Origin of the sequence: Prevotella aff. ruminicola Tc2-24 (assembly GCF_900110895.1) — a bacterium.
Taxonomy (GTDB): Bacteria; Bacteroidota; Bacteroidia; order Bacteroidales; family Bacteroidaceae; genus Prevotella.
Window position 1 is genome coordinate 525,716 of sequence record NZ_FOIQ01000001.1, and the last position, 21,562, is coordinate 547,277.

Annotated in this window: 18 protein-coding genes and 2 tRNA genes; 5 read left to right on the forward strand and 15 right to left on the reverse strand. The window is 49.1% G+C overall.

Translation table 11 applies throughout. The annotated features are described in order from the left end of the window. Positions 1–30 precede the first annotated feature (30 nt). Positions 31–1,884 (forward strand): endo-1,4-beta-xylanase, encoded by a 1,854-nt coding sequence (locus BMY63_RS02270; protein ID WP_091914444.1) that lies wholly within the window; start codon positions 31–33, stop codon positions 1,882–1,884. Positions 1,885–2,046: 162 nt separating this feature from the next. Here the strand turns inward: BMY63_RS02270 and BMY63_RS02275 are convergent, their stop codons facing one another. Beyond that, positions 2,047–2,667, reverse strand: coding sequence for an OmpH/Skp family outer membrane protein (locus tag BMY63_RS02275; RefSeq protein ID WP_091914445.1), 621 nt, complete (start codon positions 2,665–2,667; stop codon positions 2,047–2,049). 22 nt (positions 2,668–2,689) lie between these two features. Continuing rightward, positions 2,690–2,896, reverse strand: coding sequence for a hypothetical protein (locus BMY63_RS02280; protein WP_091914447.1), 207 nt, complete (start codon positions 2,894–2,896; stop codon positions 2,690–2,692). Between the two features lie 88 nt (positions 2,897–2,984). On the opposite strand from BMY63_RS02280, the gene BMY63_RS02285 reads away from it, so the two are divergent. From BMY63_RS02285 to BMY63_RS02300, 4 genes are all read left to right on the forward strand, one after another. After that, positions 2,985–4,445: an aminoacyl-histidine dipeptidase gene (locus tag BMY63_RS02285; protein WP_091914449.1), complete on the forward strand. Its 1,461-nt coding sequence runs from the start codon at positions 2,985–2,987 to the stop codon at positions 4,443–4,445. A gap of 23 nt (positions 4,446–4,468) precedes the next feature. After that, positions 4,469–4,795, forward strand: coding sequence for a hypothetical protein (locus BMY63_RS02290; protein ID WP_218141879.1), 327 nt, complete (start codon positions 4,469–4,471; stop codon positions 4,793–4,795). Positions 4,796–4,903: 108 nt separating this feature from the next. Next, positions 4,904–4,990: transfer RNA gene (locus BMY63_RS02295), tRNA-Ser, on the forward strand. A gap of 30 nt (positions 4,991–5,020) precedes the next feature. Next, positions 5,021–5,092: transfer RNA gene (locus BMY63_RS02300), tRNA-Glu, on the forward strand. 59 nt (positions 5,093–5,151) lie between these two features. Here the strand turns inward: BMY63_RS02300 and BMY63_RS02305 are convergent. The 13 genes from BMY63_RS02305 to ftsY form a co-directional block, all read right to left on the reverse strand. Then, positions 5,152–6,591: a hypothetical protein gene (locus BMY63_RS02305; RefSeq protein WP_143065698.1), complete on the reverse strand. Its 1,440-nt coding sequence runs from the start codon at positions 6,589–6,591 to the stop codon at positions 5,152–5,154. A 213-nt stretch (positions 6,592–6,804) separates the two neighbouring features. Further along, positions 6,805–8,067: an S-adenosylmethionine:tRNA ribosyltransferase-isomerase gene (locus BMY63_RS02310; protein WP_091899557.1), complete on the reverse strand. Its 1,263-nt coding sequence runs from the start codon at positions 8,065–8,067 to the stop codon at positions 6,805–6,807. Then, positions 8,064–8,786, reverse strand: a complete 723-nt coding sequence (locus BMY63_RS02315) for a phosphatase PAP2 family protein (protein ID WP_255397413.1) — start codon at positions 8,784–8,786, stop codon at positions 8,064–8,066. The genes BMY63_RS02310 and BMY63_RS02315 overlap by 4 nt, the downstream gene beginning before the upstream one ends. 1 nt (position 8,787) lies before the next feature. Next, positions 8,788–11,328: a BatD family protein gene (locus BMY63_RS02320; protein ID WP_091914455.1), complete on the reverse strand. Its 2,541-nt coding sequence runs from the start codon at positions 11,326–11,328 to the stop codon at positions 8,788–8,790. A gap of 116 nt (positions 11,329–11,444) precedes the next feature. Next, entirely contained in the window at positions 11,445–13,130 is a 1,686-nt protein-coding gene (locus BMY63_RS02325; RefSeq protein ID WP_091914457.1) for a vWA domain-containing protein, read from the reverse strand. A gap of 1 nt (position 13,131) precedes the next feature. Further along, a complete protein-coding gene (locus BMY63_RS02330) occupies positions 13,132–14,130 on the reverse strand; it encodes a vWA domain-containing protein (RefSeq protein ID WP_091899560.1) in 999 nt (332 codons plus the stop codon). A 9-nt stretch (positions 14,131–14,139) separates the two neighbouring features. Further along, positions 14,140–15,210, reverse strand: coding sequence for a BatD family protein (locus BMY63_RS02335; RefSeq protein WP_091914459.1), 1,071 nt, complete (start codon positions 15,208–15,210; stop codon positions 14,140–14,142). Further along, a complete protein-coding gene (locus tag BMY63_RS02340; protein ID WP_091899562.1) occupies positions 15,210–16,079 on the reverse strand; it encodes a DUF58 domain-containing protein in 870 nt (289 codons plus the stop codon). The genes BMY63_RS02335 and BMY63_RS02340 overlap by 1 nt, the downstream gene beginning before the upstream one ends. Before the next feature lie 32 nt (positions 16,080–16,111). Beyond that, positions 16,112–17,107 (reverse strand): AAA family ATPase, encoded by a 996-nt coding sequence (locus tag BMY63_RS02345; protein WP_091899563.1) that lies wholly within the window; start codon positions 17,105–17,107, stop codon positions 16,112–16,114. Positions 17,108–17,247: 140 nt separating this feature from the next. Continuing rightward, positions 17,248–18,945: an HU family DNA-binding protein gene (locus tag BMY63_RS02350; RefSeq protein ID WP_091914461.1), complete on the reverse strand. Its 1,698-nt coding sequence runs from the start codon at positions 18,943–18,945 to the stop codon at positions 17,248–17,250. Beyond that, a complete protein-coding gene (locus tag BMY63_RS02355; RefSeq protein WP_091899565.1) occupies positions 18,945–19,232 on the reverse strand; it encodes an HU family DNA-binding protein in 288 nt (95 codons plus the stop codon). The genes BMY63_RS02350 and BMY63_RS02355 overlap by 1 nt, the downstream gene beginning before the upstream one ends. 5 nt (positions 19,233–19,237) lie before the next feature. Continuing rightward, complete coding sequence (gene rimO / locus BMY63_RS02360) at positions 19,238–20,536, reverse strand: 30S ribosomal protein S12 methylthiotransferase RimO (RefSeq protein WP_091914463.1); 1,299 nt, start codon at positions 20,534–20,536, stop codon at positions 19,238–19,240. Beyond that, on the reverse strand, positions 20,536–21,495 hold the full coding sequence (gene ftsY, locus BMY63_RS02365; RefSeq protein WP_091899567.1) for a signal recognition particle-docking protein FtsY: 960 nt from the start codon (positions 21,493–21,495) through the stop codon (positions 20,536–20,538). Before ftsY ends, rimO begins: the two co-directional genes overlap by 1 nt. Positions 21,496–21,562: the final 67 nt, after the last annotated feature.

Sequence of the window (21,562 nt, forward strand, 5' to 3'; positions counted from 1 at the left end):
AATCAACTAATAATCTACATTTACATCACAATGAAGAAAGTATTAATGTGTATGCTTGCTGCCAGTCTTTTAACTCCGACTATGGCACAAGAGAAATTTGAGACGGGCAAACCTAACGATGACAACTACAGGTACCTGGATGAGTATCATGCTCTCAAGGATTACATTGACTACTCAAAGTACCCTAATTTCAAACTGGGTATTGGTACGACCGTCAACGACTACCTTAACAATCCTCTGGTCAAGGACTTGACCAACAAGAACTTCACAGAGACCGTCGCCGGCAATGCCATGAAGATGTCGAGTTGCGTGGATGGTAATGGCAACATGAATTTCACCACCGTGAAGCAGTACGTTGAAGCAGCCACCGAGGCTGGACTCAACGTCTATGGCCACACCCTCGCCTGGCACTCACAGCAGCCCAACGCTTGGCTGCGTAAGCTCATTGCCGACAAGCCAGACCCCAATTCGGAAGTGACCTACACCGAGATCGTCAGCAAGGATTTCCTCACCAACAAAACCGTCGGCTGGAAAGCAGAAGAATCGGTTTACAACTACACGATTAAGTTTGACACGAACGGTCTGGTTATTCATACGACAAAAATGTGTGATAACTCATGGGATGTGCAATTCCAGGCCGTGACGGATATCATGCTCAAAACTGGTGATACCTACAAGATGACCATAACTCTGAAAGGCTCGGATGCAGGTAAACTCCATAGCAAACTGGGAGACTTCACATACACGCCGGAAACTGCTATTGATATACCATTCACCAAAGAATGGCAGGATGTAGTTATCGATTACACACCAGTGATGGATAACAACTTCCTCTTGCTGCAGTGCGGCGACTTCGTGGGCGACATCTATATCAAGAGCATCAAGTTTGAGGGCTATCAGGCTCATACTATTCCCCAGACCGCACAGGAGCGTCACGACACCCTCGTCTATGCGATGGACCTTTGGATCAAGGGCATGATGGAAGCCTGCGATGGTAAGGTGAAGGCATGGGATCTCGTCAACGAGGCTCTCTCCGGCGAAGGAAATGACGGCGAAGGCAACTATGAACTGCAACACTCATCGGGCTATAAGAGTGGCACATGGGATGTTGGTGGCGACGCTTTCTATTGGCAGGATCATCTGGGCGATCTCGACTACATCCGTCAGGCTTGTCGCCTCGCCCGCAAATATGGTCCTGAGGATCTGACACTCTTCATCAACGACTACAACCTGGAGTCAGACTGGGATGACAACCAGAAAGTGAAGAGCCTCGTCAACTGGATCAAGAAATGGGAAGCCGACGGTGTGACAAAGATCGACGGCATCGGCACCCAGATGCATATCAGCTGCTATGAAGATGCCAATCTTCAGGAGAATGCGAAAAAACATATCACTAAGATGTTTGAGATCATCGCCGCAAGCGGAAAGCTCTGTCGCATCAGCGAGATGGACATGGGCTATGTCCGCGGTTCAAACAAATGGGGAGGATCTGTCAAGACCGATCAGCTGACCGAAGACGAGCACAAGAAGATGGCCGATCTCTATGAGTGGATCTTCAAGGAGTACTTCCGCCTCATACCTGCAGCCCAGCAGTGGGGTATCTGTCAGTGGTGCCCCACCGATGCACCTGCCAACAGCGGCTGGCGTGGTGGCGAGCCTGTAGGTATCTGGGATCTCAACTATAATCGTAAGCATGTCTATGCCGGTTTCGTACGCGGACTTGCAGGAGGTGAGCCTACCGGCATCAACAGGATCAAGGCCGACAAGACGATCGACACGTCGAAAGGCATCTACAACCTGAGTGGTGTCCGCATGCAGGCTACGTCACTCGACGAACTCCCTGCCGGTCTTTACATCGTAGACGGCAAGAAGGTGGTCAGATAGTTCATTCGGATTCTACCATATCATAAGAGGTGAGACCACACGGTTTCACCTCTTTTATAATATGTCACCATGGAGACCAGACACAGCCGAACAGGAAAGGCATAAAAGAAGAGAGGTATCTGAAGGACTCAGATACCTCTCATAAATGTTAGCCCAAAAAACTTACTTTTTATCCTCAGTCTTTTTCGTGTCAGCAGCGGCCGACTTTGCGGCTGGCTTATAGCGCTTATTCAGACCATTGATGACATCCATGGTAATATCGTATCTCTTCTCGGCAAGAAGAATATTATCACCAGCCTTCGAAAGGATCAGGTCATACTTCTTGTCCTTGTTATATGCTTTAAGGAAGTTCTGCAGAGAATCGCGGAGTGCCTCATTGAACTTAGCGGTCTCATTAGCGAGTTCGTTCTCCAGACGAGCCTGGAGTTCCTGAAGGTCGCGCTGCTGACGCTCAAGGGCTGCCTGAACGCTTGCGGCCTGCTCACGGCTCTGGAATCCGTTGTTATTCAACTTCTGCTGGAAGTTGTTCACAGCGGCCTGAAGGGCAGTACCCTTCTGGTTGAGTGTGTTACGGGCATTGTTCGACTTCTTCTGAAGAGTCACGCTGTAGTCCTTGGCAAAGTCGTACTGTGTCATGAGAGAGTCAACCTCGACATAGGCGATTTTGAAACCAGAGGCAGACGCATCATCCGATGCCGGCTGCTCGTCCATCTTAGGACTTGCATTGTTGCACGAAGCCATCATGGCTGCGATGGCCAGTGTGCTAAGAATGTACTTTTTCATTTGTTTATCTAATGTTTAATGTTTATCGTTCATTAACGGCGAACCTGCTCTTCACACGCATCTCGCGGTCCTGATCCATCACGCAGTGGATTCCCCGTTCCTTCATTGCCTCGGAGTCATGGATATGCTGAGAGGAGAAAGAACCGTTCTTCCTGAAAATCAGTTTAACGCATAAAAATGCCATTCCTATAGCAATTATTAACGTGCTGACAAGTAGTAATTCAATCATTTTTTAGTAATTTTGCGCTGCAAAACACGCCTTTTCGGGTGCAAAGATAAGCAATTTATTAAGAAATCAGTAAAAAATATCATTAATAATGAATAAAAACGATTTAAAACCCGCTAGCGTCTTCGCTGAATTTGCGAAGATTAACACTATTCCTCGTCCCTCGAAGCGTGAAGAGAAGATGATTGAGTATCTGAAGAGCTGGGGTGAGCGTCATGGCCTTGACACGAAGGTCGACGAGACTGGTAACGTGATTATCCGCAAAGGTGCCACGCCTGGAATGGAGAACCGTAAGACGGTCATCCTGCAGAGTCATATGGATATGGTATGCGACAAACTCGTTGATGTGGAGTTCGATTTCGACAAGGATGCCATCAAGACATACGTTGACGGAGAATGGCTGACTGCTGAAGGTACGACGCTGGGCGCCGACGACGGTATCGGTTGTGCCATCGAACTGGCCATCCTGGCATCCGATGATATCGAGCACGGTCCTATCGAGTGTGTCTTCACCCGTGACGAGGAGACCGGTCTGACAGGAGCAGAGGGAATGAAAGCAGGGTTCATGACTGGCGATTACCTGATTAACCTCGATTCTGAAGATGAGGGCGAGATCTTCGTCAGCTGTGCTGGTGGACGGAACACGACGGCCCAGTTCACCTTCAAGCGGGAGGCTGCCCCCCAGGGAAGCTTCTTCTTGAAAGGCTCCATCAAAGGCCTTGTAGGCGGACACTCCGGTGATGATATCAACAAGAAACGCGCCAACGCCATTAAGATCCTTGCCCGTTTCGTACAGCAGACCATGAAGCGCTATGAGGGCGTACAACTGGCACAGTTCCACAGCGGCAAACTCCACAACGCTATTCCTCGTGACGGTTATTTCGTGATAGCCGTACCCAACGATGTGAAAGAGAATGTACGTGCCGACTGGAATGTCTTTGCCGTTGATGTGCAGGACGAGTTCCATGTGACAGACCCGCAGATGGTGTGGTTCATGGAGAGCACAGAGGCAGAGCCTGTTATTGAACCTGCTGTCGCCAAGAAGTTCATCTGGGCTGTTCAGGCCGTCGACAACGGCATCTATGCCATCTGTCAGGATGAAGCACTGGGCGGTATGGTGGAGACATCGAGCAATCTGGCTAGCATCCACACCACAGAGACCACTATCGATATTCTGTCAAGTCAGCGAAGCAACGTGATGTCCAACCTCGACAATATGTGCGCTACTGTCGGAGCTGCTTTTGAGCTCGCAGGAGCCGAGGTGGTATCAGGCGACGGCTATCCGGCCTGGAAAATGAAGGCTGATTCTAAGTTGACCGAGATCGTGGTGGAGTCGTATAAGAAACTATTCAAGAAAGAGCCCGTAGTCCGCGGTATACACGCAGGTCTGGAGTGCGGTCTTTTCTCCGAGCGCTATCCCAACCTCGATATGGTCAGCTTCGGCCCTACCCTCCGATTTGTACATACACCCGACGAGCGTTTGCTCATCCCGACCGTACAGATGGTATGGGATCATCTGCTCGACGTACTCCGAAACATCCCGCAGAAATGAAGTCAGGCAAGTATATTATAGGTATGACTGTACTGCTGTTCGCCTCATGCGGACAGCAGTATCATGCGGAGAAGACCGTCAAGGCCTTCATCGAGGCTAACGCAGAGAATCCAGAATTGTTGTCCGACCGTGAATTTGCAGATCTGGGTACAACGAGGTATGTTAATGACTCCCTCATTCATCTGATGCGCCATCGCGGAGCTGAATTGTTCAAAAAAGGCATCAGCTATCCCGAGAAGCACTCCGACGATCTTTTCTATCTGAGAATGAGCTATGTACGCGGCACAGACACCCTGCAGAACACGTTCTATCTGAACCAGGAACTGACAGAGGTCGTCGCCTTCAAATAACTTTTTTCAAAAAAAAGTGCCGAAAAATTTGCAGGAATGAAAAAATAGCCGTACCTTTGCATCCGCATTTGAGGAGATAGCCCCTCGGTTTCTAACACGAAGCATTCTGGAAGGATGGGTGAGTGGCTGAAACCAGCAGTTTGCTAAACTGCCGTACGGGTTCCCGTACCGGGGGTTCGAATCCCCCTCCTTCCGCAGGGGTGACTGATCCAAGAGTGCGAAGATGGTCGATTCATCTAATGGTTAGGATACAAGATTCTCAATCTTGGCATAGGGGTTCGATTCCCCTATCGACTACAAAAAAGAGAGTGCTGAAATTCAGCACTCTCTTTTTGTTATCTTGACCAGTCGGTTCTTTATTCTCCTTCATCATCGTCATCTGGAATTGTGAACCAAGAAGAAGGCACAGATACACGTTCCTTCATCCAGTTGGTATCCACTGCGATAATCATGGGCACCTCACCCTTCTTTGGGAACACGATCGTCATGACATTACCACTTCCCTTGCTACCAACTTTCACTGAGATATTATTGGTCTCTGAATTCCAACCTGTCACATCAAACTCGGCCAGCGTAGCATTATAATCAATAGCCTGACCATCGGCTCCAGTATTTACCATAGTGCCAGCCGCATAGCCACTGCCGCTCTTACTCCACTTCATATTACCTATGGTCAGTTCGAAGTCAAGCGTTCCGCCCATAGCCCGTATCACAGCCTTCTGCGATACCGTGGGATCTCCCTCAAAGCGCAGGAACGTCCTCGTTCCATCCTCGTTGATCTTATAGACAGCAGTCTTCGTAGTGGTCTGCAACACATCGACCACGATGTCGTTAAAGTCGAAATCGTCAGTCTCGCCCAAGTCTTCAACCATATATCGCTTGGAAACCGTTTCCTTGACAGGCTCCGTGATTTCCTTAATCTCCGGCACATCGGGCTTACCGTACATCATAAACACCACATCCTCAAAGTCGTGGTCGCTCTTCTCGTAGATAGCCTGATCCTCACAACCGATAATCATCTCCTTGTAGTCGTCGCCCAGACTAGGCACAGAATCAGGATGAATGTTCAATGCCAGCATCTGGTGAGCAAGTGATGATGCCGGGTTTCGTGGAGCACCTGACTTAAGGTTCGACAGATAGAGATACATGCTCTTGCCAACAGGCAGGTTCTTAAACGTGATAGGCTTAGCACGCACGAACTTAGCCGTCTTCGTGTTATGAGTACGACTGGTTCTGTAGTTCGTATTAGGATCCACAGGACCGACATCCTGCCAGTCACCGTCGTTACCCGACTCATTCTTCTGGATATTCTGGTTCTTCGTCCATACCGTGATATCCATCGCATCCCCCTGATCGTTAAAGTCCTCAACCACCAGATGCAGCGTCCACACGAAGTCGCCCGTCCCCTGATAGATAGGAACGATACTGAACTCATTCTGAGGTACGATCATGTAGAAGGGGTTTCCGAGGTCTTCATGGTTACGGCCATCGGGCAGTTTCTTCTTCATCCATTCAATAGTCTTGGCGTCCACCTCGTACCAATCACCTATCGACATATATTCGCTACCACCATCGATGACGGCACGTGTCAGGTTTCTTGGCAGAATGGTGTTTCCCGAGAGAGAATAGGTAGGATACATTTTTGCGAAATCCCACGTTTGTTCTGGGTCCACAGCTCCATACTTCTTGATAAAGTTGGATTCAAACTCACTTTTGTGCTGTTGTTCCACGGCAGAATTATTAAAGACATCATGATCTTTGGAACAAGATACCATGGAAACAATCACTGTTGCCATCAAAAAACAACTAAAAATACTCCTTTTCATCATATTACACATTTTGTTAATAGCACCAATAGGGAATTTCCCCTAATCTTTAAGTCTTTATGTTACTAGCTAATACTCAGTGCAAATATATGAAATAAAGATTAAAAAAACAAGTATTTTCTAAAAAAAATGCATCTATAATACAAAAACAGATGGTCAGTAATACATCTAAGTGACCTTTACCTATGGTATCAGGAGAGAGGAATCGCCATAACTCAGGAAGCGGAAGTCGTGCGACAGGGCATAATCGTAAATCTTGTGCCAATCGCCCTTGACAAAGGCACTCACGAGCAACAGCAATGTAGACTGCGGCTGATGGAAGTTGGTGACCAGCATCTTCACAATCTTATAGTTATAGCCAGGAGCAATGATAATCTGCGTACTCGAATGCAGCACCTCAAGACCGCGGACATCCATCCATGCGGCCAGACTTCTCAGTGCCTCAACAGCTGGAACATCGCAAGGACTGTCATAGGGTTCCCATTGACACACATGAAGTTGCTCTTCCGTCAGATTCGCATTCCGCATCACTTTCACTCCCATATAATATAGGCTTTCCAACGTACGGACACTCGTGGTACCCACAGCAATAGCCTTGCCATCGTGCCGAATCAGTTTCTCTATGGTCGAACGACGTACACTGATATATTCCGTGTGCATCTCATGTCCTTCTATCTCCTCACTCTTCACGGGTTTGAATGTACCGGCACCAACATGTAATGTCAGTTCCTCACGATCGATGCCATGGGCATCAAGAGCAGCCAGTACCTCTGGCGTAAAATGAAGTCCAGCCGTTGGTGCAGCCACACTTCCCTTGATTTTCGAATAGACCGTCTGGTAGGTCGTCTTGTCGCTCTCCTGCGTCTCACGGTTCAGATAGGGAGGAATCGGCAGTTCTCCCATCGCATCGATAATTTCTGCAAAGGAGATTCGAGAGTTATCGGCGGCCTTCCACTCAAAGTCTATCCGATGGGAGGTACCATGGATGGCACCACGGGTTGCCATCACGAGAACCTTCTCTCCCTTGATATCAATCTCGCGTGACAGGGTGCCTTCTTTCCACTTCTTCAGGTTGCCGACAAGACAATACCAAGCGCAATGCCCCGTTGTCTGGAACATCAGCTCATAGTCTGACGGATCGGCAGGCTCTAAGAGGAAGACCTCTATCAGCGCGCCAAGAGGCTCGCCATTCGCATTAGCTTTACGGAAATGCATTCGTGCCTGTATCACCTTCGTATTATTGAAGACCATCAGAGCACCCTTCGGCAGATAGTCGGGCAGATGACAGAAGACGTCCTCCCCTACCTCACCGTTACGATAGAGTAAGAGCTTAGACTGGTCGCGCCGTGCAATGGGAAACTTGGCGATGCGATCATCGGGAAGCGGATAGTTATAGTCACTGATATGGATATGTCTGGGATCTGATTCCTTTATAGAACAACTCATATAAGACAAGATTTGATAAGAGCAAAGACCAACGTAAATACCAAGACTGCGACAGGAACATCGCAATCGGAGCGCTGGAAGCCCGTAGATGTATATTGTGAAGAAATAAAACGTCTTCTTGACGTCATATTTCTGGATAGGCGATAATACAGGAAATAGACGGTCGATCCCACCAGACCTCCCCACAACAGTCCAACCAGAATGTCACCTGGGAAGTGGACACCAAGGTACAGACGTGTCCAGCAGTTCGTGAACGACCAGAGTATGAGTGCCAGCGACAGCAGACGACTTCTGACTAACCAGCAGAAGAACACCGCAATACTGAAGGTGTTAGAGGCATGGGCGGAGAAGAAACCGAAGCGCCCCCCCCGATAGCCGTCAACGATATCAACCAGCAAGCCAATCTCGGGGTCATGTGTAGGTCGCCAGCGTCCTACCATCGGCTTGACAATCATATCATCGACCGTCCCCGCCAACAACACGCACAGACCAGCACCGCACAAGATCATCATGACCTTACGGAAGTTATCATTATTGTTAAGTACCACATAGAAAAGACTAATGTACAGAGGTACCCATGTGACGGTAGCCGTCAGGACACGCATGACACGATCCAGATAAAGAGAGTCACTGCCATTCAAAGACAATAACAAATCCTTATCATACTCCACCAGTGCGGAGAGAAAGCCGTCTGCCGACATGAGTATTTCCTGGAACATACTATATCTCCTCTATCTGATGACTCTCAACCCAGCCCTCTTTACCATCAGCCACACGGATCTCCTTCCATCCTTTCATCGCCCTATCGGAAATCAAGACCTTCGTACCCTCATGAAGAATAAAGAGATCGGTACCGCTCTTCGCTGGTGTGCTCTTGACTGCCATGGAAGGAACCATCACGATAGCCCCCTTCCGTTCCATTAGGTTCTGACGCTGTTGCCAAGCAAAGACATTACCCATCACGAACAGGATAAGCAACACAACTCCGCCAAAGAAACCGATCTTACGGAGCCACAAACGTTCCGAGAAGAGGTAGACCAACAGAAGGACAATCACCAGAGCCAAAGACAGCAGAGACAGACAAGCCCACGCATCAACGCTCATCAGGTTGACCACCGAACGATACCAAGTAAAGAAGAACATCTCAGATTCAGGGACAATCTTGTCGATGGTCTTTGACCGTGCTATCTGCAGGTTGAAACGGATATCACGGTCACCGGGAGAAAACAGAAGGGCACGTTCATAGTTCAAGACTGCACGCGTGATATTCTCCGTCCGGTAGTAAGCATTACCAAGATTATAATAGAGATCAGCACTTGCGCCCTGCTTCAGCAACTCCTCATAATCCTTGATGGCCTGTTGGTACTGTCCACGTACATAGGCACTGTCTGCCTCAGCTTTGGTCGTAGCACCGGCAAGTAACGGGAGATGGATGACAAGCACAACCAACAACAACTTCATCGTTGCTGCCCTGCGCCCCTTCTTCTTCATCGTCTCCTCAATCTTCTCAATGGCAGTCATCGCCTTTTCATACACTTTGTTCATATTTCCTTTCGGATCACCAGGGGCATAACGTTCAAACTCACACTCATCAAGAGCTCCGATAAACTGACTGATGATATTCCCATCTACCTGACGCTCCGTCAGTCGCTGACTGATATTGTCGTGAGAGAGTTGTTCGACTGGTATATTCAGTTTGTCACCTACATAGCCCCATAGTGCACGGAGCACCTCATCATAGAACTCTCCCGGCTTATCGTCCGCCATCAGCTTGGCCGCATTCTTCAGCCGTTTTGTCGCCACCTTATTAGCTTTCTTTCCACGCGTCTTCGTCACATTGGCATTGTCGATAGCACGCTGACGGAATACAATGAACAGAGAGATGAATATCAAAGCAAGTACGGCCAAAGATATCCAGTAACCGGTGGAGGCAAAGAAGAAACGGTCAAGTCCCTGCTGGCGCACGTCACCCATCTTGATATAACGGATATCCTTATTCAGCTCCTGCACATCCTGACCTGAGAAATCATTCACGGATGCAGCACCGGATCCTTTGGCTACATCAAGAGTCAAGGCATCACTCTGGATTGTCTTATAACTCTTCGTCGAAACATCAAAATAAGTAAACTCTACCGGTGGTATCTCATACTTGCCTTGATGGCGTGGAACGGCCAGAATATCAAAAATCATTGACCCCTCAATACCATGAGCTGTCAGCTTTGTCTTATCCGTAATCTTCGGCTCATACTTGTCAAAATCCTTGGGGAACTTGACTACCGGCTGTTTGATAAGCTTCAAGTTTCCGGTACCACTCAAGATGATACGCAGAGAGACCGGATCATTCGCTTTCGTCTCTGTCTTATTCAACTGAGCAGTGATATTGAACTTACCCACGCCACCAGAGAAATTCGCCGGACGGGCAGGCAGGGGATCGACCTGAATATCAATGCCTGGGGCTTGGATCTTCTTTTTCACCTCCACATAGCCGGAACCGCCATTGAAGAATGCCTCAAAGGGATCAACATTTCGATTCTGTTGTACTACGATTCCTTCGAAGGTGATGCTGGGAATCTCCAACTTACCCGTCATCTGGGGGAACATCACATACTGACTCCATGTACAGGTACGATAGGGACGCCCGTTGACTGTCTCGATAGAGAAGCTCTTTTGCTGTGGCAAATCCACTTCCTGCGTATAGAAACTCTTCAGATCCGGCATGTCACCCCGCAACTGAGTCAACGAGACCAACGTATATACCTTGTAGGTCAGCAGAATCGGCTCCTGCTCATAGACCCTCTTCTTGTTAGCACTTACCTTGATAAAGAGATCCGAGCCCGAGATCCTGCTTCCGACATCCCGTAGCTCTCCTCCCTCATCATCGTTACTCTGACGCTGATGACGGGAACTACTTCCTTGTGCTGATCCCGACGCACGAATGGTCAGAGGTTTCGAAGTGATGCGCTTACCACCTACCACAGCAACAGCAGGAGGAATCGTGAACGTACCAGCTTTCGTGGCCACAACCATATAAGTATAGGTCACAGACGAAGAAGAGCTCGTATGTCCGTTTATCATCTGATAACTCGACTGCGTAGAACTGTTCGGGCCAATCAAGACCTCCAACTCCTCAGGAATATTGCCGGCCCTGAATTCGCTGACATTCATGGTATTGACCGTGTATGTCAGACGGAAATTCTCGCCAACGGCGACATGCGACGGGGCCGATCCTGTAAGCGTCTGAGCAAGCAAGCTAAAAGGCATAAAGGTAAGAAGGTAAAAAGGTAAAAACCATTTCACCCACCTTTGAACCTTCATGTTTATATATCTTTCCATCTTCTATTCCTTTACAATTTTTCAATTCTCCTTCTCACTACAGATCACCAATTCTTCTGAATAGCGCGACGTTGCGGCTTCTGTTGGGCCTTCTTCATCTTATCCTGGGTCTGCTTCTCGTTCTGGATAGCAGCATTCAGCAGTTGTTCCGCATTCTCCTTACTCATCTGCGGCTTAGGCTGTTCCTGCTTCTTCTGCTTATTCTCTTCATTCTTTTGCTGGTCTTTCTTATCGTCGTTTTTCTGATTCTCATTCTGCTTGTTCTGATCCTGCTTCTGTTGCTGCTTCTGTTGCTGATGCTTACAGAGTACCAGATTATAACGAGTCTCATCATCATTCGGATTCAGGCGCAATGCGTTTTTATAAGCCTCTATCGCCTCACCATACATCCTATGAGTCTGACAGATAACCCCCATGTTATGATATGCTTGTGCCTTTCGAAGAGGATTGGTCTCCAACTTGGCTGCATGCTCAAACTGTTCAATGGCAGCAGAATCTTTCTTCTGTGCCATCAACGCATTACCTAGGTTAAAGGCAGCCTGAGGATTACGAGCATTCTTCTCGACAGCCTTGCGATAAGACACCTCCGCATTAGGATAGTCTCCGCCACGGTACAACTTATTTCCCTGACGCACATATTGACGGTCGGTCTGCGCAGAGGCAGTCAATGTCATCAAAAGAAGAAGAAGCATGACCGTCACCTTCTTCTTACTCCCAAAGAGAGAAAGACTCTTCAACAATGGACTCTGACGGTCCATGATAAAGACCTCGAGAATCAGCAGCAGCAATGCCAAGACACCAAAAGCTTGGAACTGCTCATCATACTCACTATAGATGGTTGAGGAAGTCTCCTTCTTGGAAAGTTTATCCAGTTCCCTGTCCAACTGTTCCTGGGCTGCGCTGTTATTCTCCACATGGATATAGGCACCACCACCTGCCTGAGCCACCTGTTTACACATCTCCTCATTCAGAGCCGACATCACAGTGTTGCCTGTATTATCTTTCATATATTCGCCCGTCCCTGGCAGAGGTATTGGTGAGCCGTTGACAGAACCGACACCAAGCACATAGACACGCATCCCCTTGTCTTTGGCCGCCTTGGCAGCCTCCAAGGCCCCACCCTCATGATCCTCACCATCAGTGATAACCACGATAGCCTTACCGATGCCTTCTTCCTGAGTAAAACTGTTTGAAGCCATACTGATGGCCTTAGCGATATCCGTACCTTGTGTGGCTATCATCGACGGATCAATACTGCTCAGGAACATCTTCGCCGACACATAGTCGCTCGTGATCGGCAACTGTACGAAAGCATCTCCTGCAAAGACAAGCAGACCTATCTTGTCGTTCGTGAAATGATCCACTAAGTTCTCCACCATCATCTTACTCCTGTCCAGACGGCTAGGAATGATATCCTCTGCCCGCATCGAGTTACTGATATCCATGGCGATAATGGTCTCTATGCCCATGCGTTTCTCATGACTGATCTTCGTACCCATCTGCGGTCTGGCAAGCATGACAATCAGTAGGGCAAGTGCCCCCTGAAGCATCCAGAACTTCGTGAGGGGACGGAGAAACGACACGTTCGGCATTAACTCTTTCAACAAAGCCGGTTCTCCAAAACGACGAAGTCGTTTCTTCTGGTTTCGATATGAGACATACCTGACCAATGCCAATATGGGAATCAGCACCAACAGATAGAGATATGTGGGATCTTCAAATCTAAACATACTACGGTATCCTCCTGAATATGGTTATACGCAACAGGATCTCAAGCAGCAACGCCAGAACAGCGATGAGTGCAAAGGGCTGATAGGCCTCATATCGCTTGCTGAAATTCTTCACGTTCAACTTACTCTTCTCCAACTGGTCAATCTCCTTATAGATATTTCGCAGTTCTTTTGTATTCGTGGCACGATAGAAATCGCCTTCCGTTGCAGCAGCGATCTCACTCAGCGTCTTGTTGTCAATCTCCACTGGAATATTCACATACTGAACGCCCCCTGCTACAGGCATCGGGTATGGTGCTACGTTATTGGTTCCCACACCGATGGTATAGACACGGACACCCAGACTCCTGGCGATCTCCGCAGCCGTCATCGGCGAAATGTCACCACGGTTGTTACTACCGTCAGTCAACAGAATCACCACCTTACTCTTGGCCTTGGAATCTTTCAGACGGGTCACCGCATTAGCCAGTCCCATGCCGATGGCCGTACCATCCTCGATCAGTCCGCGGGCCGCGATATCCGTACGCACGTTCTGGAGCAGATTCAACAGAGAGGCGTGATCGGTGGTCATGGGGCACTGTGTGAACGACTCTCCCGCAAAGATGGTCAAGCCGATATTATCATTCGGACGACCAATGATAAACTCCGCAGCCACCTGTTTGGCCGCCTCGATTCTATTGGGTTTCAGGTCCTCGGCCAGCATACTGGTAGACACATCCATCGCCAACATGATATCTATTCCCTCTACGGTCTTACTCTTCCATGAGTTCTGCGTCTGCGGACGTGCCAGCACCAGCACGATCATCGTGAAGGCCAGCAGACGGAGCATCAGGGAGAGCGGCATCAGCGTCACCTTCCAACTTCTCGGCGCATAACGGAACACGAACGTATCACTCATCCGCATCGTCGGCTCAGTCTTTTTCCTGTACATCACATACCAGATCAGATATGGGATGATCAACAGGAGCAGAAGCAGATATTCTTGATTGGCAAATTTCATTTGTTTCCTTTAGTTCAACAACTGATAAAAAGCATACATCACATACGCGAACAACAGGGCACAGACTACGGAGATCAGTGTGATGACCGTCTTAAGGATCCTACGTGCCTTCTGTGAGCGCTGGTCTTCCTCGGAGAGTTGTGGTTTTACGGTCTCCTCCACTGGCATGTTCTCCAACTTCGTCTGATTGATAAACGCGATGGCACTGACCAGATTCTGATCATTTTCGTTGATGAGCGTCGAGTATTTGGCGAACTTCACGAGGTCGGCCGTCAGGAACAAGTGACGCAGTTCACTGAGTGCACCCTCATCCTGCACCTCCACCAGTTTCGCGATGATCTCACTACTCGTCATCTCCATCGCACTGAAACCATAACGCTCCTCGATATACTTACGAATCGTGTCCGTCAGTTTGGTATAGTATTCCTTAGAGTTCTCCGATGTCACCATCTTGTCGGCCTTGATCTGTTCGATCTCCTTCATGGCCTTCTGATGCGGCAACAGATGCTTGACGATCCTGATATGCGAGATAATGGGTTTATTGTCGCGCAGACGGAGATACAGATAATAGCAGAACACCAACAGTACCAAGAGCAGTACGCTCAACCAGAATGGAAGACGCCAGTCGCTCCACTGGAAAGGATTATCCTGCACGCCCTTAGGGCCGAAGAACTGATCGGCATGCATAGTGTCCACTTCCATCGTCAGCACCTTCAGGGCCAGACTCTTGCTGGCATAGGGCTTACCATCGATCTTCACGGTCATCGGCGGCAGATAGTACAGCGTATCATCGAAAGAGGTCAGGGTATAGACCATCGAACGGGCCACGAACCCGTTGTCCAACTCCTGCTTCTCCAACTCCTTACTGCCAAGCACCTCTACCCCAGGCGTGATATATTGTGTCGGTTGGAACTGTGGAAACTCCACCTTTGCGCTCTCCTGGGCATTCGCTGTCAGCGTCACATGCACCTGCTGACCCACGAACATCTCGATAGAGTCGATCCTGGCCTCTACAGACACCTGTGCCGCTACCTTGAGCGCACACACAACGCCTATGATTAGAATCAACGCCTTCTTCATCAGCTTCTCTTTTTAAACAACAGCATTAGTGACTTGACGAAATCCTCATTCGTAGCAATACTCACATTGTCCACATTACTCTTGTTGAAGGTCTCCTGCAACTCCGCCTGACGACCCATCCAGTACTGGCGGTATGCCTGGCGCAAGCGCTTGGAACTTGTATCGATATATTGCTCATAGCCCGTCTCGGCATCTACCACCTTCATCAATCCGACATCAGGCAACTCCTTTGCACGTTGGTCATACACTTGAATAGCCACGACATCATGCTTCCTGTTGCAGATCTGCAACGACTGCTGGAAATCATTCCGCACGTAGAAGTCACTGAGGATGAAGGCCGTGGTACGACGCTTCTGGACACTCGACAGGAACTCCACAGCCTGCTTCACGTCCGTACGCTTCGACTCCGGTTGGAAGTCCAGCATCTCACGGATGATATAGAGGATGTGCTTCCTACCTTTCTTGGGAGGTATATACTTCTCTATCTTATCTGAGAAGAACACGACACCGATCTTATCATTGTTCTGGATGGCACTGAAAGCAATCGTAGCTGCTATCTCTGTCACCATGTCGCGCTTCATCTGTTTCTGCGTACCAAAATCCAGCGAACCACTGACGTCAATCAGCAGCATCACCGTCAGCTCGCGCTCCTCCTCAAACACCTTGACGTAAGGACGATGAAAACGCGCCGTCACATTCCAGTCTATATCACGCACATCATCACCGAACTGATACTCGCGCACCTCACTGAACGCCATACCTCTGCCCTTGAAGGCTGAATGGTATTGACCTGCGAAGATATTTGAGCTCAGGCCACGGGTCTTGATCTCGATCTTACGGACTTTCTTGATGATCTCAGATGTTTCCATCCTGTAAACTATAAACCGTCAACTGTTAACAATTAGGGCACTTCGACCTTATTAATTATCTTCGACACAATCTCCTCACTGGTGATATTGCTGGCCTCTGCCTCATAGGTAAGACCGATACGATGACGCAGCACGTCATGAGCCACGGCACGCACATCCTCAGGCACCACATACCCACGACGCTTGATGAAAGCGTAAGCACGGGCAGCCTTGGCAAGGTTAATGCTGGCACGCGGCGAACCACCAAAGGAAATCATATCCTTCAAGTCTTTCAGGCCATAGCGCTCTGGATAGCGTGTCGCAAAGACGATGTCAGCAATGTACTGTTCAATCTTCTCGTCAATATACACTTCGCGAACCACAGAACGAGCCTTCAAAATCTCATCAGCAGTTGTCACAGGTGTCACGCTCGGCATCTCACCGGCAATATTCTCACGGATAATCTTCTTCTCTTCGTCCAGAGACGGATAATCGATGACGACCTTCAGCATGAAACGGTCCACCTGTGCCTCTGGCAAGGGATAGGTACCCTCCTGTTCGATGGGGTTCTGAGTGGCCATCACAAGGAAAGGATTGGGCAACGTGAAAGTCTCACTGCCGATGGTCACCTGTTTCTCCTGCATGGCCTCAAGCAATGCACTCTGCACCTTTGCTGGGGCACGGTTGATCTCATCAGCCAACACGAAGTTTGCAAACACGGGGCCCTTCTTCACCTGGAACTTCTCATCCTTCTGTGAATAGATCATCGTACCGATCACGTCAGCAGGGAGGAGGTCTGGTGTAAACTGGATACGGCTATAGTCGGCAGCTATCAGTTGCGAGAGTGTCTTAATAGCCAAGGTCTTTGCCAGACCAGGCACTCCTTCCAACAGGATATGTCCGTCGCTCAGCAATCCGATCAGGAGCGAGTCCACCAGATGCTTCTGACCTACGATAACACGGTCCATGCCCGTCGTCAGATTTGTCACGAATGCGCTTTGTTGTTCTATCCGGATATTCAACTCACGGATGTCAATAGCTTCTGCCATAATAATTACTCTTTACAAATTCCTAATTTGACCGCAAAAGTAGTGAAATAAAAGGATTTTCCACTCATTTGCCTATCTAAATAATATTAAAAAAGTTCCCTAAAACCTAAGTTTTAAGAAACTTTTTCATTCTTTCTCTATTAGTTCACAGTCTGAGCCTTCTTTTTCTTCTTCCACTCCAACTTCGGGATCTTGATAGCCTGCCCTGTTTTCAGTTGTGAAGAGGCTTTCAGTCCATTGTAAACTTCGATATAACACTCCATGTCTGGCCCTAGAGTTCGACGAGCGATCTTAGCCAGGTTATCACCCTCTCTGACCTTCTCGATATGGTCTGTACCCACAATCCGATAGGCACCCAGTCTCACGCGGGCATCCATGGCAGCGTATTGATCATGCGTCTTGTCGGCAGCAGGAGTATCCGCCTTCTTCTCAGGTGCCTTCGCGGCAACCGTCTGAGATGCCGAGGGCACTACAGTTTTCTTCTCTGCAACAGGTGCCGCCGGCTTGGGCTCAGGCTTAGCGACCGGTGCGACAGGAGCAACAGACTTCTCTGCCTTCGTCTCCTCTGCAGTAGATAACGATGGCACCTCTGCCGCAGGCTCAGCCTGTTCCAATGTCTGTTCATCTTTCGCCTTCTCGTTATCCACACGTTCAAACACAAGACGATATTCAGGGAACACGTTCGAGAGCGGCAGGAAATTACCCAACAGGTAACCGCCAGCAAGACCCAACAGAGCGGCCAGAATACCGATCAGCCATTTCTTACCACTGGACGATCCGTCAGAGTCATATTTAGCCAGAATAGCATCCGCGTCAAACTCCTCCTCAGGCTCTTCCTCGACAGGTTCTTGTGCTTCGACGGGCTCAGCAACCGCTTGTCGAAGGGCCTCGCCATCATCAACAACAGCCTCAACAGCCTCCTGAGCTTCGACAGGTTCTTGTGCTTCGACGGGCTCAGCAACCGTTTGTCGAAGGGTCTCATCATCAGCCTGAACAACCTCCTGTGCCTCAACAGCCTCCTGAGCTTCGACGGGTTCTTGTGCTTCGACAGGCTCAGCAACCGTTTCCTGAAGAGTGTCTTCCGACGGACCCTGTGCTTCGACGGGCTCAGCAACCGCTTGTCGAAGGGCCTCGTCATCAGCCTTTTCCTTCTCCGTTGGAACATAGGGCTCAATCACCCATTCTGGTATATCCTCATCCTCAATCTCGTTCAACGAAGCATCATCGCCATTCTCCTCAGCATCCGAGGCAAAATCGACCAACGGCATGGCCGCAGGATCAAGTGTCACATCGCCAGCAGGCTCTGCCTCCTGTGCCTCAACAGGCTCAACAACCGTTTGTTGAAGAGCCTCATCCGACGGACCCTGAGCTTGTCGAAGGGTCTCATCAGCATCAGCTTCAACAGCCTCCTGCGCTTCGACAGGCTCAGCAACCGCCTCCCCTGCAGGGGCCACTTCCTCCAGCTCGACCTCGTCACTCGCAGTCTCCATCGTCTTCAGCGTGTCCTCGAAGTCCACGCCATCATTCAACACGACCGTCTCAAACTGAGAGAACGGTTTGTTAACCAGTTCTTTCATCAAGGCATCCGGAGTGAAGGTGATTTTATTGTGCCCTTCTATCAATACGCGCTCGCCTGTGTTGACATTCACACTCTCACGTGCATCAACATCAATGATCTTAAAGGTTCCGAATCCTTTGATCTTAACAATCCTATCCCGCTCCAAGGCCTGTCTTACCACATCAAACAGGGCACCCACAAAACCAGAAGCATCTTTCTTTGTCAGACCATGACGCTCACTGAGTATCACAGCGATATCTTGTATTGTCACCTTTCCCATTACTCAGTTCCTCCATTCTTTACACGTTCTTTCCAGTTTACATTCGGCTTAAAGTTCAGCACCAACTTGGGTGGAACTAACATACGCTGACCCGTAGAAGGGTTCACCATGATGCGTTCCATCTTCTTCTTAACCTCAAAGGTTCCGAATGTCGGAACAAGGACCGCATCATTCTCCTGGAAATGATCACCCATCGCCTCCACAATGGCGTTAACCATCCGCTGCGTGTCATCGGGGTTATAGCCCGTCTGCTGCGATAATTCTGAGATAAAGTCTTTATTAGTCATAACCTTTAGTTGATTGTTGAGCCATACAAATCAAATTCTTCCGAGTCAGTCACCACGACATCATAGAACTCACCTATCGTCAGATCCCGTTCCGATGCGGGAATCAGCACCTCCGGATCCACTTCCGGGGAACAATACTCTGTGCGCCCGACATAATAAGCGCCCTCTTTTCTGTCAACGATAATTCTCTGGGTGGTTCCAACTTTCTCCGCCTCGAGTTCCGCACTGATATTCTGTTGAATACGCATCAGACCGTCCAGTCGTCGCTGTTTTATCTCCTCAGGTACATCGTCCTCATAATCACGTTCCGAGGGTGTTCCCTCTTCCTCCGAATAGGCAAAAGCACCCATACGTTCAAAGCGTGCCCACTTGACGAACGCCTTCAGTTCCTCGAAATCCTCATCTGTCTCCCCAGGAAAGCCAACCATCAGTGTTGTGCGGATATGGATACCAGGCACTTCACGACGCAGGCGCTCGATCAGTTCATAGGTTTCCGCTTTCGTCACATGACGTTGCATGCGCAGAAGCATATGATCGGAGATATGTTGAAGAGCGATATCCAGATATTTACATACGTTTTTCTTTTCACGCATCACTCGGAGTAGATCCCATGGGAAATGAGCAGGATAGGCATAGTGCAGTCGTATCCATTCCACTCCTGGGATATCAGCCATCCGTTCGATGAGTTCCGCGATATGCTGCTTACCATCGATGTCCACGCCATAATAGGTCAATTCCTGAGCTATCACATTAAACTCCTTCGTACCATCCGCCACGAGTTGGCGCACCTCATCGAGGATCTCTTCCATCGGACGACTCTGGTGACGTCCTGTTATCAACGGGATAGCGCAATAGGCACAGTGGCGGTCACAGCCCTCACTGATTTTCAGATAGGCATAATGGCGCGGTGTCGTAATGTGACGCTTACCCTCACAGGCGACGAAATCCTCACCCTTCAGGTCGTTGAGCAGCTGCCGATAGTTGAACTTCCCATACCAGCCATCCACCTCTGGGATCTCTTTTTCCAGATCTGCCAGATAGCGCTCTGACAGGCATCCCATCACGTAGAGTCTCTCTATCCTTCCTTCGGACTTTGCCTGTGCAAATTCCAGAATCGTATTGATGCTTTCCTCCTTCGCATCGTTGATAAAACCACATGTGTTGACAACGACGATATCTCCTTGAGGGTCATCGCTATCGTGTGTACACTGATAGCCATTAGCTTCCAGCAGTCCCATCAGAGCCTCACTGTCGACGAGGTTCTTGGAGCACCCGAGTGATATGATATCAATCGTCTTCGCCATCAATCTTTTATGTCAAATAGTGAATCCACAAACTGTCGCTTGTTAAAGAGTTGCAGATCCTCCATACCCTCACCCAAGCCGATATACTTCACGGGCACCTTCAACTGGTCAGAGATACCGATGACCACGCCGCCCTTTGCCGTTCCATCGAGTTTGGTGATAGCGAGCGAGGTAATCTGTGTGACGGCAGCAAACTGCTTTGCCTGCTCAAAAGCATTCTGTCCCGTAGAGCCATCCAGCACGAGCATCACCTCGTCAGGAGCCTCGGGCAGCACCTTTTTCATCACATCCTTTATCTTCTTCAACTCGTTCATCAGACCCACTTTATTGTGCAGACGACCAGCTGTATCTATCAGCACTACATCGGCACCATTTGCCTTAGCGCTGGAAAGCGTGTCAAATGCCACAGAAGCCGGGTCACTTCCCATCTGCTGCTTTACGACAGGAACCCCTACCCGTTCGCCCCATATACAGAGCTGCTCCACAGCAGCCGCCCGGAACGTGTCGGCTGCACCGAGATAGACTTTCTTGCCGGCCTGCTTGAACTGCCACGCCAGCTTGCCGATGGTAGTCGTCTTGCCAACACCATTCACGCCGACAACCAAGATCACATAGGGTTTATGATCGCCCGGCAGATCCCAGTTGTCATGATCCTCCGTATGATTCTCTGCCAACAGGTCGGCGATCTCATCCCTCAGGATTGCATTCAACTCTGACGTGCTGACGTATTTGTCACGCGCCACGCGCTCTTCAATACGCTGAATAATCTTCAGCGTTGTATCCACGCCAACATCGCTTGTAATAAGTACTTCTTCCAGATTGTCCAACACGTCGTCGTCGACTTTCGACTTTCCTGCTACCGCACGTGTCAGTTTATCGAAGACACTGGTCTTCGTCTTCTCAAGTCCTCGGTCTAGGGTCTCTTTTTTGTTCTTACCAAAGATTCCAAATATTCCCATGTCACAATATATTACGTGTGCAAAGATAATAGATTTTAATGAGATGTACAAAAAAAGAGGCCGCAAA

Coding starts and splice junctions, on each gene's coding strand:
- BMY63_RS02270 (WP_091914444.1), top strand. CDS start 31: ATGAAGAAAGTATTAATGTGTATGCTTGCTGCCAGTCTTTTAACTCCG.
- BMY63_RS02275 (WP_091914445.1), bottom strand. CDS start 2,667: ATGAAAAAGTACATTCTTAGCACACTGGCCATCGCAGCCATGATGGCT.
- BMY63_RS02280 (WP_091914447.1), bottom strand. CDS start 2,896: ATGATTGAATTACTACTTGTCAGCACGTTAATAATTGCTATAGGAATG.
- BMY63_RS02285 (WP_091914449.1), top strand. CDS start 2,985: ATGAATAAAAACGATTTAAAACCCGCTAGCGTCTTCGCTGAATTTGCG.
- BMY63_RS02290 (WP_218141879.1), top strand. CDS start 4,469: ATGACTGTACTGCTGTTCGCCTCATGCGGACAGCAGTATCATGCGGAG.
- BMY63_RS02305 (WP_143065698.1), bottom strand. CDS start 6,591: ATGGCAACAGTGATTGTTTCCATGGTATCTTGTTCCAAAGATCATGAT.
- BMY63_RS02310 (WP_091899557.1), bottom strand. CDS start 8,067: ATGAGTTGTTCTATAAAGGAATCAGATCCCAGACATATCCATATCAGT.
- BMY63_RS02315 (WP_255397413.1), bottom strand. CDS start 8,786: ATGTTCCAGGAAATACTCATGTCGGCAGACGGCTTTCTCTCCGCACTG.
- BMY63_RS02320 (WP_091914455.1), bottom strand. CDS start 11,328: ATGCCTTTTAGCTTGCTTGCTCAGACGCTTACAGGATCGGCCCCGTCG.
- BMY63_RS02325 (WP_091914457.1), bottom strand. CDS start 13,130: ATGTTTAGATTTGAAGATCCCACATATCTCTATCTGTTGGTGCTGATT.
- BMY63_RS02330 (WP_091899560.1), bottom strand. CDS start 14,130: ATGAAATTTGCCAATCAAGAATATCTGCTTCTGCTCCTGTTGATCATC.
- BMY63_RS02335 (WP_091914459.1), bottom strand. CDS start 15,210: ATGAAGAAGGCGTTGATTCTAATCATAGGCGTTGTGTGTGCGCTCAAG.
- BMY63_RS02340 (WP_091899562.1), bottom strand. CDS start 16,079: ATGGAAACATCTGAGATCATCAAGAAAGTCCGTAAGATCGAGATCAAG.
- BMY63_RS02345 (WP_091899563.1), bottom strand. CDS start 17,107: ATGGCAGAAGCTATTGACATCCGTGAGTTGAATATCCGGATAGAACAA.
- BMY63_RS02350 (WP_091914461.1), bottom strand. CDS start 18,945: ATGGGAAAGGTGACAATACAAGATATCGCTGTGATACTCAGTGAGCGT.
- BMY63_RS02355 (WP_091899565.1), bottom strand. CDS start 19,232: ATGACTAATAAAGACTTTATCTCAGAATTATCGCAGCAGACGGGCTAT.
- rimO (WP_091914463.1), bottom strand. CDS start 20,536: ATGGCGAAGACGATTGATATCATATCACTCGGGTGCTCCAAGAACCTC.
- ftsY (WP_091899567.1), bottom strand. CDS start 21,495: ATGGGAATATTTGGAATCTTTGGTAAGAACAAAAAAGAGACCCTAGAC.